Here is a 12364-nt window from a genome sequence, read left to right as displayed (position 1 = left end):
GGGGCGGAACCATGCGGCCCCATTGTGCGGCGGGCCAGAGTGGGGAGTGTGGGCAGGAACGTAACGCGGGTTTCATGTTCCCGCAGCAGGCCGCCGGGAGCCGCCGCCGTCTGGCGCCTGATCTCCTTTCAGCCCCCGCGAGGCGCTTTACACTCAGGGGCGTGACCCGCAAGGCCCGCGCCCCCCAAGCTGCCGCCGCGCCCTCCTCTCCGGCGGCGGCTCCACCTGTTCCGGCCCCCGCCGGGCCGCCGCTCTCACGGCTGGAAGTCCGCAACCTCGCCACCATCCGCGACCTGACGCTGGAGTTCGGGGGCGGTTTCAGCGTCTTTACCGGCGAGACAGGCGCGGGCAAGAGCATCATCGTGGACGCGCTGGGGCTGCTGCTGGGGTCGCGGGCGAACACCGACCTGATTCGCACGGGGGAAGACGCCCTGCTGGTGACCGGCTTCTGGGGCGAGGGGGGCGAGGACGGCGCCAGCGCCAGCCGCCGGGTGACCACCCAGGGGCGCGGCACCGCCCGGCTGGACGGCGAACTCGTCTCCGTGCGCGAGCTTCAGGACTGGGCCTCGGGCCGGCTGACGATCCACTGGCAGCACAGCGCGGTCAGCCTGCTCTCGCCCGCCAACCAGCGGGGGCTGCTCGACCGCCAGGTGGGCGCCGAGGCGGCGGCCTACGCGGCGGCCTACCGCGCCTGGGTAGACGCCCGCACCCGGCTGGAAACCCTGCGCGCCGGGGAGCGCGAGCGGGCGCGGCAGCTCGACCTGCTCGAATTCCAGGTGCGCGAGATCGCGGAAGTCAACCCGCAGCCCGGCGAGGAAGAGCCGCTGGCGGCCGAACTCACCCGGCTGGCGAACCTCGACACCATCGCGCAGGGGGCGGCGGGCGCGCTGGAACTGCTCTCCGACGGCGAGACGAACGCGGCGGCCCTGATCGCCGAGGCGCTGCGGGCGCTGAACGCCGGAGCCAAATACGACGAGACGAGCACCCAGCTGGGGCGCGAACTGCGCGAGGCGCTGGAGGGCGTGCAGGCGGTGGTGGGCGAATTGCGCGGCGTGGCCGAGGACAGCGCGCCCGACCCCGCCGAACTCGCGCGGGTGGAAACGCGGCTCTCGGCGCTGGGCAAGCTGCGCGCCAAGTACGGCCCCACGCTGGAGGACGTGCTGGAATTCCAGGCGAAGGCGGCGGAGGACCTCGCGGCCCTGACCCGCGACGAGCGGGATGCGGGCACGCTGGAGGCCGACGTGGCGCAGCTGGAACGGGCGGTGCGCGGGGCAGGCGAGGCGCTCGACGCCGCCCGTACCCGCCGGGCCGGGCCGCTCGCCGCCGAGCTGCTGGGAGTGATTCGCGAGTTGGGCATGCCGCACGCCCGGCTGGCCTTTCAGCTCACGGCCCTGGCGCAGCCGGCCTCGCATGGCCTGAGCGACGTGGCGCTGCGGTTCACGGCCAACCCCGGTGAGGAACTCGGGCCGCTGGCCGACGTGGCCTCGGGCGGCGAGCTGTCGCGGGTGATGCTGGCGATCTCCACCGTGTTGGGCGCCGACACGCCCGCCGTGGTCTTCGACGAGGTGGACGCGGGAATCGGCGGCGCGGCGGCGCTGGCCGTCGCCGAGCAGCTTGGGCGCCTGGCAAAGGAGCGGCAGGTGCTGGTCGTCACCCACCTCGCGCAGATTGCCGCCCGCGCCGACCACCACTACAAGGTCGAGAAACACGTCGAGGGCGGGCGCACCGTCAGCCGGGTGCGGCAACTGAGCGACCCGGAGCGCCTGGAGGAGATCGCCCGGATGCTGAGCGGGGACATCTCTGACGCGGCGCTGAGCCACGCCCGCGAACTGCTGGGCCGCAGTCAGGTAGCGCTGCACTGAAGCGCGGCCCCAGGAGCGCCTGCGGCGCCTGACGCCCCGGTGGGGGTTTGCTCAAGGGGACCTTCAGTCGGCCGTCAGACGCCGCCCCTAAGCTGGCCGCATGAACAAGACCCTAGCTGCCGCGCTGGCTCTCGGCGCGGGCCTGCTCGCAGGCTGCACGGTGAATGGCCCCGGCACCCTGAGACTCCACGAGGCGCTGCTGTACGGCGCCGCCCAGGAGCGCATCGTCTGGGTCTATGGCTCGCTGGGCAGCGGCGCGCAGGGCAGCCTGAAGCTGGGCGGCGCGGCGGTCGAGCTGCGGCCGCAGGTGCGTGACCCCCTGGCCCTGGCCGGCACCCTCAGCGTGAACGGTCAGGCGACCTACCGGCAGCCGACCACCGCCCTGACGCCCAAGCTCGCGGTGACGCGCGACACCCTGGGGCGCTTCAACGTCACCTTCAACGAGGCGCGCGGCGCGGTCTACTACACCGACGGCCGGGGCTGGACCCGCGTGAACGGGGTGCAGGGCGCAGGGCTGACCGGCACCCCCGTGAGCGGCCTGCGCGGCGCGGGCAACCTCACCGACGCCGAGGCGGACGCCCTGGGCGGCGCGCTGCTCAACCAGGGGACGCTGGCGGTGGCCGTGCTGAACGAGGCGACCGTGCCCGATGCCCGGCTGACCGCCGAACCCGCCCCGGCCGAGTACCGCCGCACGGCGCTGTACCTGCTGCCCGGCGTGCCGACGGTGGCCGCCGGCCCAGCGCCTGCTCCGGTGACCCCCGCCCCCCCCACTGCTGGAGGCCGCGTGCCCGTGACCGAACTCGCCAGCGGCACCAACGCCGCCCAGACCGCCCCTGCCGTCCAGTTGGCCGCCACCCCGGGCGCCCTGGGCACCCTGTACCGGGTCGCCTACGGCAACCAGACCGGCGCCCCTCCCGTCCCCACCCTGCGCGCCGGCGAGACGGTGGTCGGCGTTTTCCTGGGCCAGCGCCCGACCGGGGGTTACAGCGTGCGCGTGACCGGGGCGAGCGGACAGGGCGAGACGCTGACGCTGACGGTGGAGGTGCGCGCACCGGGGGCGGGGGCGATCACCACCCAGGCGCTGACCAGCCCCTGGACGCTGGTGCGGGTGCCGGGCAACTTCCGCGACGTGAGGCTGGTGGACCCGTCCGGTCGGCCCCTCCAGCTCGGCACGGGCGGCGGCCTGACCCGCTGAGAGCCGCTCCCCCGAGACCGCCGGGCACCCCAGCGCTGGGGTGCCCGGCGCGTCATCGGCGGCGGGGGAAGCCTGAACCCAGTCCACAGAAGCGGGACAAAGGCGGCGCTGCCGCACGCCGCCTGGCCCGTCAGCGGCGCCGCGCCTTGTTTCCCCGTCTGTAACAGCGGATGCTGTTGGCGTGGAAGCGCTTCATGGGGCAGGATGCGGCTGTTCTCTGCTTTTCACCCTCGCGCACGCCCCACGCTTCCGGAGGAATTCCCCATGAGTCTGACCCAAGCTGCTCTGCTGCACGACCTCGGTATCTACGACGCCACCATCCACCACAATCCCGGTGTGGACGAGCTGTACGCTGCCGCCCTGCGGCTGGGTGAGGGCGTGCGCGCGGCGGGAGGGCCGCTGACGGTCCGCACCGACAAGACGGGCCGCAGCCCCAAGGACCGCTTTATCGTCGAAGACGACCTGACGCGCGAGCGGGTGTGGTGGGGCGGCTTCAACACGCCGATTTCCGGGGACGTGTTCGACCGGCTGCTGGAAAAGATGACCGCCTACGCCCAGGGCAAGGAACTGTTCGTGCAGGACGTGTTCGCCGGGACCGATCCCGAATACCGCCTGTCGGTGCGGATGGTGACCGAGATGGCCTACCACTCGCTCTTTATCCGCAACATGTTCGTGCGCCCGACCGAGGAGGAACGCGCCGGGTTTCAGCCCGAGTGGACGGTGCTGAACATTCCCTCCTTCAAGGCGGATCCTGCCCGCGACGGCGTGCGCAGCGAGACCTTTATCATCGTGAACTTCACCCGCCGGATGATCATCGTGGGGGGCACCCAGTACGCGGGCGAGAACAAGAAGGGCATCTTCGGGGTGCTGAACTTCCTGCTGCCCGAACGGGGCGTGATGCCGATGCACTGCTCGGCGAACGTCGGGCTGGACGGCGACGTGGCGCTGTTTTTCGGCCTCAGCGGGACCGGCAAGACCACCCTCAGCGCCGACCCCGGCCGCAAGTTGATCGGCGACGACGAGCACGGCTGGACCGACCGGGGCATTTTCAACTTCGAGGGCGGCTGCTACGCCAAGGTGATCAAGCTCAACCCCGAGGCCGAACCCGCGATCTACCGCACCACCCGCAGCTACGGCACCGTGCTGGAAAACGTGGTGCTGCGTCCTGACGGCACGCCCGACCTGGACGACGGCTCGCTGACCGAGAACACCCGCAGCGCCTATCCGATCACCCAGATCGGCAACATCGTGGAAGAGGGCATGGCGGGGCACCCCAGCAACGTGGTGTTCCTGACCGCCGACGCTTTCGGGGTGCTGCCCCCCCTGAGCCGCCTGACGCCCGAGCAGACCATGTACCAGTTCATCAGCGGCTTTACCGCCAAGATTCCCGGCACCGAGCAGGGGGTCACCGAGCCGCAGCCCACCTTTTCGACCTGCTTCGGGGCGCCCTTCATGCCCCGGCACCCCGGCGAGTACGCCCGGCTGCTGGCCGAGAAGGTCGAGAAGAGCGGCGCGACCGTCTGGCTGGTGAACACCGGCTGGAGCGGCGGGCAGTACGGCCAGGGCCAGCGCATGAGCATCGCGCACACCCGCGCCCTGATCAATGCGGCGCTTTCCGGACAGCTCGACGGCGTGCGGTTCGAGCGCGAACCGTTTTTCGACCTGGAAATTCCGACCGAGGTGCCCGGCGTCCCCAGCGAGGTCCTCAACCCGCGCGACGCCTGGAGCGACCAGGAGGCCTACGACCGCACGGCGCGCAAGCTGGCCGGGATGTTCCGCGAGAATTTCAAGCGCTTCGAGGACGGCGTGGACCCGGCGGTCACGGCGAGCATGCCGGAGCACGCGCAGGGCTGAGCCGCCGCGACTGGGGAGGGGGCCGGAGCTATGTCGCTTCCGGCGCCCCTTGCCATAGGCCGCCGTGCTCAAATGGCCCTGAGTCGCGGCCCTGAATCGAGGCACTGGGTCAAGGCGCGGGCAGGAGGGACGTATGGAAGAGGCACTCACGACCCTGGCGATGTTCGGCAGCATCTTCGGCGGCGTGGCGCTGATGACCTACGTCTCCGGCAGGCAGAAGATCGAATTGCTGCGCGAGAAGACGCGTCTGGCCGAGGCCCAGCGCCTGGCCCTGCCCCCGGCGGCCGCCCCCGCCGATCCCCACGCCGCGCCCGCCTTGGCCCTGCGGCTGCCTGAACCCCAGCGGACGCAGGCGCTGCGGCTGCTGTGCCAGCTCGCGGACGCCCCCGCCGACCTCGACCCGCGCAGCGCCTACCTGGTGCGCCAGACGCAGGCGGAGTACCTGCCCGCCACCCTGCGCGCCTACCTCGACCTTCATGACGGCGCGCGGCGGCGGCTCGCCGCCCAGGGCCTGGACCCCGAGACGCTGCTGAGCGAGCAACTCGGGTTGATCGGGGAGGGGCTGGAAGACGCCCTGCGCCTCGACCACGCGGCGGCCGACCGGGTGCTGACCCAGGGCCGCTTTCTGCGCGAGCGGTTCCAGACCCCGGACCTCCTGCTGGACGAACCGGCGCCGGAGCCGTCGCGGCGAGGGTAGGCGGCCCCCGGACAGAAGGGCCGCGTCCGGCCGGGCGCCGGGACGGGCAGAACGCCGCGCGGGGTCGTCGGCACAGCCGGTCAGTTGGCCGGTTCCGCCTCCACCACCGGGCGCTGACCGGCCACGCTGATGCCCACGCTCGCGGCGATCACGCACAGCAGGGCCAGCCACTGCCCCAGGCTGAGGCGCTCGCCCAGCAGCAACAGGCCGCTCAGCGCCGCGATGGCAGGTTCCAGGCTCATCAGCACGCCGAACACCCGGGCGGGCAGGGCGCGCAAGGCCGCCATTTCCAGGGTGTAGGGCAGGGCGCTTGACAACACCGCGACCGCCAGCCCCGCGAGCAGAGCGGCGGGGGCCAGCAGACCTGGTCCGGCCTGGGCGATGCCGAAAGGGAGGGTCACCGCCGCCGCGACCAGCATGCCCGCGACCACGCCGGTCACGCCCGGCACCCGCCGCCCCACCGCGCCTCCCGCCAGGATGTACAGCGCCCAGAAGGCCCCGGCGGTCAGCGCCAGCCCGGCGCCGGGCAGATCGAGGCTCCCCTCTCCCCCACCGTGCGGCGCGATCAAGACGATGCCCAGCCCGGCGAGCGCCACCCACAGCAGGTCGGTCAGGCGGCGCGAGAGGACGAGCGCCAGCACCAGCGGCCCCACGAACTCCAGCGTGACGGCCAGGCCCAGCGGCAGCCGCGTCAGCGACAGGTAAAAGGTGAGATTCATCAGCCCCAGCGCCACGCCGTAGGGCACGACGGCCCGCCAGGCGCCCGGTGACAGTTCGCGCAGGCGGGGGCGGAAGATCAGGCTGAGCAGCGCGGCGGCCAGGGTCACCCGCAGGGCGGTGGTGCCTGCCGCGCCCAGGGCGGGAAACAGCGTCTTGGCAAAGGCCGCGCCGCCCTGAATGCTCAGCATCGAGAGCAGCAGCGCCGGGACCGGAGGCAGGGCAGGGGTGGGGAGGGCGCGGCGCACGGGGGGCATTATGGGGCCGGGGGCGGTCCGCGTTCAGCTGGCCAGTGTGCCTGCGAGCCGCCGGGGGGAGAAGGCGCCTGATCTCCCCCGGCGGCTCGCTCAGCGGTGCCAGTCTGTTCGGTCAGGTTCCTGCCGTCAGGCTCAGGCCCACTTGATCAGGCCCGCCTCCAGCTCGCTGCTCAGGCCGTCGATTACGGGCAGCATCCGCACGCCGACCGCGTAGAGGCCGCTGTCCGGCAGCGTCACCTGGGCGCTGTACTGACCGCCCTGGGCGTGGGCCAGCGGGACGCGGGTCACGTGGTCGCCGCGCTTGAGGACCGCCTCGACGCGCAGGTCCTCGGGGCGGATTCCGGCGGGGTTCACGCTGGCGCGCACCTCGACCGTCTGGCCGGGGCGGGCGGTGGTGGGCAGGTCGGCGCTGGCGCTCAGGCTGGTGTGGGGCCACTGCTGGCGCACCCAGGTTTTCCACCCCGCGATCTCGCGCGCCCGCTGCCCGCCGCCGGCCGCGACCGCCGCGCCGCGCGTGGTGAGGGGCAGGTAGTACCCCTGCACGTAGTCGATCACCTGCCGCTGCATGGAAAAGCGCGGGCTGACCGTCTGAATGGCGCGGCGCACGGTCCCCGCCCAGCCGCCCCGGCCCTCGGCGTCGGCCTGGCCGTAGTACAGCGGCACGATTTGCTCTTCCAGGGTCGAGTACAGGCTGTAGGCGTCGGCGTCGTCTTGCACATTCAGGTCAGCGTACTCACGCTCCTCGCCGATGGGCCAGCCGTTGGTGGTGTCGTACCCCTCGCGCCACCAGCCGTCGAGAATCGAGAAGTTGGGCGCCCCGTTGAAGCTGGCCTTCATGCCGCTGGTGCCCGACGCCTCCAGCGGGCGGCGGGGGTTGTTCAGCCAGATGTCCACGCCCTGCACGAGCCAGCGGGCCACGTTCATGTCGTAGTTTTCCAGAATCACGATTCGGCCCTGGAACTCGGGTTCCTGGGACATCCGGTAGAGTTCCTGGATAAAGGCCTTGCCGGGGTTATCGGCGGGGTGCGCCTTGCCCGCGAACACGAACTGCACCGGCCGCTGGGGATCGTTCACGATCCGGCTGAGGCGCTCGCGGTCGCGAAAGAGCAGGGTCGCGCGCTTGTAGGTGGCAAAGCGGCGGGCAAAGCCGATGGTCAGGGCGTCTTCCGAGAGCAGCGTGTCGGTGGCGGCCACCTCAGCGGCGCTGGCCCCGTTGCGGATCTTCTGCTCGCGCATCCGGCGGCGCACGAACTGAACCATGCCGCGCTTCATGTCGCGCTGCACGTCGGCCAGCTGCGCGTCGCTGAGGCCTTCGGCAGCCTGCCACATCGCCTCGTCCTCCAGCCGCTCTTCCCAGCCCTGCGGCAGCACGGTCGAGAGCAGGTCGCGCATCGCCTGCGAGGTGAAGGTGAGGTTGTGCGCCCCGTTGGTGACGTGGCCGATGGGCACTTCTGCGACCTCGGCCCCCGGGTACAGGAACTTCCACATGTCGCGGCTGACTTCACCGTGCAGCTCGGAGACGCCGTTGGCCGCGCGGCTCATGTTCAGCGCGAAGACGGTCATGGAAAAGGTCGGCACCCAGTGGCCGTCCCAGAACTGGTCGTGGCGGGCCAGCGCGTACAGCTCGTCGCGGCTGACATGCAACCGCCCCGGCCACTTGGCAAGAAAGCGGTCCACCAGCTCGTAGGCGAAGGCGTCGTTTCCGGCGGGCACCGGGGTGTGGGTGGTAAAGAGGGTCGAGCTGGCGACCGCCTCCACCGCCGCGCGGAAGTCCAGGCCGCCCTCGACGAACTCGCGCACCCGTTCCAGGCCCAGCAGCGCGGCGTGGCCCTCGTTCATGTGGTAGACGCCCGCCGGGATGTTCAGTGCCCGCAGCGCCCGGATACCCGCCACGCCCAGCAGCGCGTACTGCTGCAATCTCAGTTCCTGGTTGCCGCCGTAGAGCCGGGCGGTGAGCTTGCGGTCGTCTTCGCGGTTCTCCGGCACGTTGGTGTCGAGCAGCAGCACCCGGATGCGGCCCACCGCCAGTTCCCAGACCCGCACATGAACGTCGCGCTCAGCGATGCGGACCTGCACGCGGGCCTCGTCGCCCGAGGAGGTGCGCGCGGGGCGGATGGGCAGGGTGGTCAGGTCAAGTTCGTCGTAGGCTTCCTCCTGCCAGCCATCCTTGTTCAGCAGCTGCCGGAAGTACCCCTGGTGAAAGAGCATCCCGACCGCCGTGAAGGGCAGCCCCAGGTCGGAGGCACTCTTGCAGTGGTCGCCCGCCAGCACGCCCAGGCCGCCCGAGTAGATTGGCAACGACTCGTGAAAGCCGTACTCCATGCTGAAGTAGGCGACCGGCGCCATCTTTGCCGCGTTCTGCTTTGCCCAGGTGTCTTGCTTGTTCAGGTAGGCGTCGAAGTCGGCCAGCACCTGGCGGTAGCGCTCCAGATAGTCGGCGTCGGCGGCAAGCTCGTCGAGTCGCGCCTGGGGAACTTCCAGCAGGGTGCGAACCGGATTGTGCTGGAAGCGCTCCCAAATTTCGGCGTCCAGGGCCTGATACAGCGCCTGAGCGTGCGGCGTCCACGACCAGTACAGGTTGTAGGCGAGTTCGGACAGCCGCCCGATTGAGCCGGGCAACTCGGGGAGAACGGTGACCTGACCGATGACGTTCATATGGAAAGAAGCTTACCTCACCGTGCCTCGGCACCCCCATGGGGGTTCAGGCCCGCCCGCTGATCTGCCTGGAGCTGCTGGCGCTCCCAGGTCACGGCCCGCTTGAGCACCGTCCGCAGCGCGAAGACGGCCGCGAACAGACCGATCTGGTTCCACGAGGTCAATTCCAGGGTCCGCAGCAGCGTCGCCACGACCTTGAGGTTGAGAGCCAGCAACATGCCGTCCGCGACCTGAAGCCGGGCGCGGTGCAGGTCCGCGCCGCGCAACAGGCTCAGCAGCGCCGAGGCGACGTAGCCCGCGAGTACCAGATTGGTGAGCAGCTCCACGAACAAGCGCAGCACCGACAGCACCGTTCCTATCCCCCTTCCTGCCGGGCCTGGTTCCGCTGAAGGGGAGCCGTGATTTTCGCGTCGGTGCGCGACTGCTCGGCCTCGCGGACCTCGCGTTGCAGGAAATAGTTCAGGGCCGTGCGGATGCCCGCGATAGCGGCGAGCTTTCCGATGTCGTTCCAGGTGGGCGCGATGGCCGTCCGCAGGATGTCGGCGGCGAGCAGGAACTCCAGCACCACCGAGAGCCAGCGGCCCAGGCGCAGGCGAATGGCCTCCTTGAGCGATTCGGGCGTCCCGTGCTGCCGGAAAAACAGCCCCAGCGAGCGCCACAGCGCCTCGATGACCGCGATGCCCACGATGATGCCCGACGCCGCCTCGACCCCGGTCGCCAGATAGACAGTGAATTGCCGCACCACGGCCTCGAATTGCCCGAACAGTCCCGCCATCTCGCCCACCGCTGCGCCTTCCATCCCCGCAGGCTAGGCGCCGGAGGGCCGCGCGGATGATAGGGGGCCACAGCGGATGTTGAGACAGCGGTAGCCTGGGACCCATGCCGCACTCCCCCGCCCCAATGGACCCCGACGACGCCCAGGCGCTGCTGTACGCCGAGGGCGAGCGCCTCGCGCGGCGGCTGGCGCAGACGCTGGGGGGCGGCGAGGGGGACGTGGCCCGCGCGCACCTGATCGGCCTGAGCCTGGCAGTGAATCTGGTCAACGCCCTGGTCCCCACCGTCGAGCAGGTCACCCGCCACGCGGGCCGGCCGCTGCACGCGCAGGTCGTGGCCGACGGGCGGGGCCGCGCGGTGGTCGAGACGGTGACCCCGGATGGCGAGCGGCACGCCCGGCTGCCGGTAGACGACCTGCTCGACTCGGCGCTCTACCGGGGCGGGCGGCTGCACCCCACCGTCGCCGCCCACCTGGGGGACGCGATGGGCGGCAGCGAGCACCACGCGACCCGCGCGCTGGCCGCCTGCCTGAAAAGCGCGCCCGTCCTGGACGCGCTGCGGCGGCAGCTCACGGCGCTGCTCAAGCAGTGAGGGGAAAAGCACCTCCGCCTCTCCCCTCTTCTGCACGGCTTGGACCCGAACTTCAGTTCAGCCGGGTGATGCGGTTCAAGGGACCGGGCGTGACGGTGTTCGCCCTCAGGTAGTTCTGGAAAGCGTCGATGTCGAGGTCGCCGCCCAGGCGGTCCTTGCCCTGCGCGAAGACGGTGAAGCCGTCGCCGCCGTCGGCCAGGAAGTTGTTCACGGTGACGCGGTAGCTCGCGGCCGGGTCAAGCGGCTGGCCATTCAGGGTGAGGCTCACGACCTTCTCGCCCTTGGCCCTGGCGTTGTCCCAGGTGTAGGCGAAGCCCTGGCTGACCTGAAGGATGCGGTTTTCCGTGGCTGTGGGGTTGCCGAACTGCTGCTCCAGCACAGCCTTGATCTGCGCGCCGGTCAGGGTGATCACAGTCACGATGTTGCCGAAAGGCTGCACGGCGAACACGTCTCCAAAGGTCACCTGACGGCTGGGGTTGGACGCGCGGCCAGGCAGGTCCGCGCGGATGCCGCCGGGGTTCATGAAGGCGATCACGGCGCCGCCCTTCTCGGGCGCGCGGGTGGCCGCGAGCTGAGCGTCGGCGATCACGTCACCCAGGGCGCTCTCGCCCGCCGGGTTCTGGGCGCGGGTGATCTGCTCGGTGCCCAGCGTGGCGACCACCTTGTTCGCCTCGGCGTCGGTCAGGGCCTTGGCCTTCTGCACGATGGCGGTCATGGCGGGGTCCTTGGGGGCGGTCGCGGCGTTCACCACGACGTTGCGGGCCTTGAGGCTCAGCACCCGGTTGGCGCGGGTGTCGATGGTGAGGTCGAGGCGTTGCAGCAGGCGCCCGAACGACGCGCCCTGAATGACCACGCGCTCCTGACCGTCCGGCCCCGCCACGCGGCAGTTGTAGCCGTTGTGGGTGTGGGCGGTCATGATCGCGCTGATCGCGGGGTCGAGGCCCCGGGCGATGTCCACGATGTCCCCGGTGAGCGTCTTGCAGTCCGTCACGTCAAAGGCGTCCTTGGCCGCGCCCCCCTGGTGGACGAGCGCGATGATCGCGTCCGCGCCGCCGCGCTTGATCTGCGGGACGGCGGCGTTGATGGAGGCCACCTCGGCCTGGAAGCGCAGCCCCGCCACGCCCGAGGGGGTCACGACGGTGGGCGTGCTCTGAAGCACCGCGCCGACGAAGGCGACCCGCGCCGCGCCGACCTTGACGATCTTGTAGGCCGGGAACACCCGCGCTCCGGTCTTCTCGTCCACCACGTTGGCGGCGAGGTAGGTGAACTCGGCCCCCGCGAAGGTGTTGTTGTACTTGCAGGCCCGGGCCGCGTCGTTGCTGTTGCAGCCGCCCTTCTGGAAACGCTGCAATTCACCCAACCCATAGTCGAACTCGTGGTTGCCGACCACGTTGACGGCCATGCCCAGCTTGCTCAGCGCGTCGATGGTCGGCTCGTCGCGCAGCAGGGCGCTGATGATGGGGCTGGCCCCGGTCATGTCGCCCACGCCCACAAACACGGTGTTGGGGTTTTCCTTGCGCGTCTCGGCCAGCACGCCGCCGATGGCCTCGATGCCGCCCGCCGTCACGGTCAGCGTCTTGGTGCGGTCGGCGGGGTCAGGCACCCGCAGGGTGGAGGGCAGCAGGTTGCCGTGAAAGTCGTTGACGCCCATAACCGTCACGTCGACGGTGGACTGTGAGGGAGCCAGAATCGAGGCGCAGCTGCTCAGGCTGAGGGCCGCGCCGACCAACATCAGGTTGTTCTTCATGTTCGGCTCAGGATA

The 12364-nt window shown here is 70.9% G+C and carries 10 protein-coding genes; 5 read left to right on the top strand and 5 right to left on the bottom strand.

The features are described 5' to 3' along the window. The first annotated feature begins 161 nt into the window (after positions 1–161). The 4 genes from recN to HNQ09_RS01320 all read left to right on the top strand — a co-directional run bounded on the left by recN (position 162) and on the right by HNQ09_RS01320 (position 5608). On the top strand, positions 162–1862 hold the full coding sequence (gene recN, locus HNQ09_RS01335) for a DNA repair protein RecN (RefSeq protein WP_184024387.1): 1701 nt from the start codon (positions 162–164) through the stop codon (positions 1860–1862). A 100-nt stretch (positions 1863–1962) separates the two neighbouring features. Further along, the gene (locus HNQ09_RS01330; RefSeq protein WP_184024384.1) at positions 1963–3057 is read left to right on the top strand and encodes a protease complex subunit PrcB family protein; all 1095 of its coding nucleotides are present in this window, start codon (positions 1963–1965) and stop codon (positions 3055–3057) included. A 264-nt stretch (positions 3058–3321) separates the two neighbouring features. Beyond that, positions 3322–4911: a phosphoenolpyruvate carboxykinase (ATP) gene (pckA, locus tag HNQ09_RS01325; RefSeq protein WP_184024381.1), complete on the top strand. Its 1590-nt coding sequence runs from the start codon at positions 3322–3324 to the stop codon at positions 4909–4911. A 133-nt stretch (positions 4912–5044) separates the two neighbouring features. Further along, a complete protein-coding gene (locus HNQ09_RS01320) occupies positions 5045–5608 on the top strand; it encodes a hypothetical protein (RefSeq protein ID WP_184024379.1) in 564 nt (187 codons plus the stop codon). Between the two features lie 80 nt (positions 5609–5688). Here the strand turns inward: HNQ09_RS01320 and HNQ09_RS01315 are convergent, their stop codons facing one another. The 4 genes from HNQ09_RS01315 to HNQ09_RS01300 form a co-directional block, all read right to left on the bottom strand. Next, positions 5689–6582, bottom strand: a complete 894-nt coding sequence (locus tag HNQ09_RS01315; RefSeq protein WP_184024378.1) for an EamA family transporter — start codon at positions 6580–6582, stop codon at positions 5689–5691. Between the two features lie 132 nt (positions 6583–6714). Beyond that, entirely contained in the window at positions 6715–9237 is a 2523-nt protein-coding gene (glgP, locus tag HNQ09_RS01310) for an alpha-glucan family phosphorylase (protein ID WP_184024377.1), read from the bottom strand. A gap of 17 nt (positions 9238–9254) precedes the next feature. Then, complete coding sequence (locus tag HNQ09_RS01305) at positions 9255–9587, bottom strand: DUF1622 domain-containing protein (RefSeq protein ID WP_184024376.1); 333 nt, start codon at positions 9585–9587, stop codon at positions 9255–9257. A 5-nt stretch (positions 9588–9592) separates the two neighbouring features. Beyond that, on the bottom strand, positions 9593–10036 hold the full coding sequence (locus HNQ09_RS01300) for a DUF1622 domain-containing protein (protein WP_184024374.1): 444 nt from the start codon (positions 10034–10036) through the stop codon (positions 9593–9595). Positions 10037–10116: 80 nt separating this feature from the next. Between HNQ09_RS01300 and HNQ09_RS01295 the strand changes: the two genes are divergently transcribed. Further along, positions 10117–10602, top strand: coding sequence for a hypothetical protein (locus HNQ09_RS01295; protein WP_246363049.1), 486 nt, complete (start codon positions 10117–10119; stop codon positions 10600–10602). 52 nt (positions 10603–10654) lie between these two features. On the opposite strand, the gene HNQ09_RS01290 is transcribed toward HNQ09_RS01295, so the two are convergent. Continuing rightward, entirely contained in the window at positions 10655–12349 is a 1695-nt protein-coding gene (locus tag HNQ09_RS01290; protein WP_184024372.1) for a bifunctional metallophosphatase/5'-nucleotidase, read from the bottom strand. Positions 12350–12364 lie beyond the last annotated feature (15 nt).

It is taken from the genome of Deinococcus budaensis, assembly GCF_014201885.1.
Classification (GTDB): domain Bacteria; phylum Deinococcota; class Deinococci; order Deinococcales; family Deinococcaceae; genus Deinococcus; species Deinococcus budaensis.
This window is presented reverse-complemented; position numbering and strand designations above follow the sequence as displayed.

What these genes read in the sequence shown, in the direction of transcription:
- HNQ09_RS01330 (WP_184024384.1), top strand. Translation starts at nt 1,963, where the DNA reads ATGAACAAGACCCTAGCTGCCGCGCTGGCTCTCGGCGCGGGCCTGCTC.
- pckA (WP_184024381.1), top strand. Translation starts at nt 3,322, where the DNA reads ATGAGTCTGACCCAAGCTGCTCTGCTGCACGACCTCGGTATCTACGAC.
- HNQ09_RS01320 (WP_184024379.1), top strand. Translation starts at nt 5,045, where the DNA reads ATGGAAGAGGCACTCACGACCCTGGCGATGTTCGGCAGCATCTTCGGC.
- HNQ09_RS01315 (WP_184024378.1), bottom strand. Translation starts at nt 6,582, where the DNA reads ATGCCCCCCGTGCGCCGCGCCCTCCCCACCCCTGCCCTGCCTCCGGTC.
- glgP (WP_184024377.1), bottom strand. Translation starts at nt 9,237, where the DNA reads ATGAACGTCATCGGTCAGGTCACCGTTCTCCCCGAGTTGCCCGGCTCA.
- HNQ09_RS01300 (WP_184024374.1), bottom strand. Translation starts at nt 10,036, where the DNA reads ATGGAAGGCGCAGCGGTGGGCGAGATGGCGGGACTGTTCGGGCAATTC.
- HNQ09_RS01295 (WP_246363049.1), top strand. Translation starts at nt 10,117, where the DNA reads ATGCCGCACTCCCCCGCCCCAATGGACCCCGACGACGCCCAGGCGCTG.
- HNQ09_RS01290 (WP_184024372.1), bottom strand. Translation starts at nt 12,349, where the DNA reads ATGAAGAACAACCTGATGTTGGTCGGCGCGGCCCTCAGCCTGAGCAGC.